Source organism: Streptococcus sp. E17BB (assembly GCF_041807725.1).
Classification (GTDB): domain Bacteria; phylum Bacillota; class Bacilli; order Lactobacillales; family Streptococcaceae; genus Streptococcus; species Streptococcus entericus.
In genome coordinates this window covers 1-1521 of record NZ_JBGTZC010000072.1, presented here as the reverse complement: position 1 = coordinate 1521, position 1521 = coordinate 1, and the positions used below count along the sequence as shown (strand labels likewise).

At 41.9% G+C, this 1521-nt stretch carries 3 protein-coding genes; all 3 read right to left on the bottom strand.

From position 1 onward, the window contains the following. Positions 1-135: 135 nt before the first annotated feature. Positions 136-285, bottom strand: a complete 150-nt coding sequence (rpmG, locus tag ACERC7_RS10600; RefSeq protein ID WP_002262412.1) for a 50S ribosomal protein L33 — start codon at positions 283-285, stop codon at positions 136-138. Between the two features lie 14 nt (positions 286-299). Then, the gene (rpmF, locus tag ACERC7_RS10595; RefSeq protein WP_018368706.1) at positions 300-476 is read right to left on the bottom strand and encodes a 50S ribosomal protein L32; all 177 of its coding nucleotides are present in this window, start codon (positions 474-476) and stop codon (positions 300-302) included. Positions 477-813: 337 nt separating this feature from the next. Continuing rightward, positions 814-1521, bottom strand: a 708-nt coding sequence (locus ACERC7_RS10590) for an LPXTG cell wall anchor domain-containing protein (RefSeq protein WP_373666899.1), incomplete at its 5' end; no start/stop codon positions are given.

Sequence of the window (1521 nt, the reverse complement as noted above, 5' to 3'; positions counted from 1 at the left end):
CTTTATTTCTTAGCTCATAGAGATTTAATTTATCTTCGTAGCTCAATTTCATAAAAAAGCACCCCATTCGTTAGATTATCTGTCTAACTTTTGGGGTGCGGTTCAAGAAGGAAGCTGGGCTTTTTGTAGATTGTCTTATTTAACTTCAGTAAAAATCACGTGCTTACGCAATTTTGGTGAGTATTTTTTCAACTGAAGACGGTCTGGGGTGTTACGCTTGTTTTTAGACGTCAAGTACAAACGCTCACCAGATTCTTTGTGTTCAAGTGTGATATTAACGCGCATTTGTATCCTCCCTCTTATTCGCCAGCTTTAGCGATTTTACGTCCTTTGTAGTATCCTTTCAAAGATACACGGTGTGAACGTGAGTAATCACCAGTAATTTCGTCAAATTTTACCGTTTTAGCGGTCAATTTGTAGTGGGTACGACGTTTATTTTTTTTCGCTTTTGATGTGCGACGTGCAGGTACTGCCATGTCTTTTTATCCTCCGATAAGTTTAATTTGATTTTCATCAACTTTATTATTCTACCATAGTTTTTTTGTAAAGTAAAGTTACTTGACACTTTTTTAAAACGATAAAGCTAATAACTCTCCTTTTCGCATAAAATACTTTGCTATTTTTTTGAAGTCATCTCTATATCTTTGTGCAAATTAAAATTTTTCACAACAACGTGCGATAAGAATGTTCTGTATCTCCTATTTTGATGAGTTTTCTATACCAATTTGAAAAGTCTGCTGAACAGTTGCATCACCATCCGTCCTAACAACCAAAAAACTAGACTGGTTCATGACCAATCTAGTTTTTATTAGCTTATCTAGCTCGTCTTCTCAGTCCGGCTAAGCCTAGGGCTGATAAGAGGGCTGTTGCGCCGACAGCAGCTAGAGCTGTGTGAACATCGCCTGTTGCAGGGAGTCCCTTCTTACCTACTGTCGCTGAGGCTAGTGCTGAAGCTACAGGAGCTGATGATTGGCTTGTTGCTTTAACAAGCTTAGCAACTTCTGCCTTGATGGCTTCGAGTTCAGCTTCAGTTTCTGCGAATGCCACCTTGACAGCCAAATCGCCTTTTTGCTCGTCAGTCAAGTTGGATGCATCAATTGCTTTGAGCAAATCGGTCGCCAACTTAGCCTTGTCCACAGGTTTATCTGGTGTATTGCCAGTATTTGGTGTATTACCAGTGTCTGGTGTGTTGCCACCTTGACCAGGGGTTCCTGGGGTCGGAACAGGATTTGGTGTTGAATCTGACGTTGGCGGAACCGGTGTTGATTGTGGCTCATAAACAATACCATACTCACTGAAGTGCTCTGCGGTGAACTTAGCATAGCGCTTGCCATCACGAGTTATTGTTGTGAATGGCAGAGCATGGCTCTGGTCACTATTTGGCAAGTAAACCACTTGAGCGACGTCTTTACCGTCATCAATCGGCAGGTAAACGTCAACCGGAGCAGCTGGTTTGGTGACATTACCATCCTTGTCGACCAGCTCGATGTCAAAGAGGTCGTAGTCGGTACCTTTGAGGAT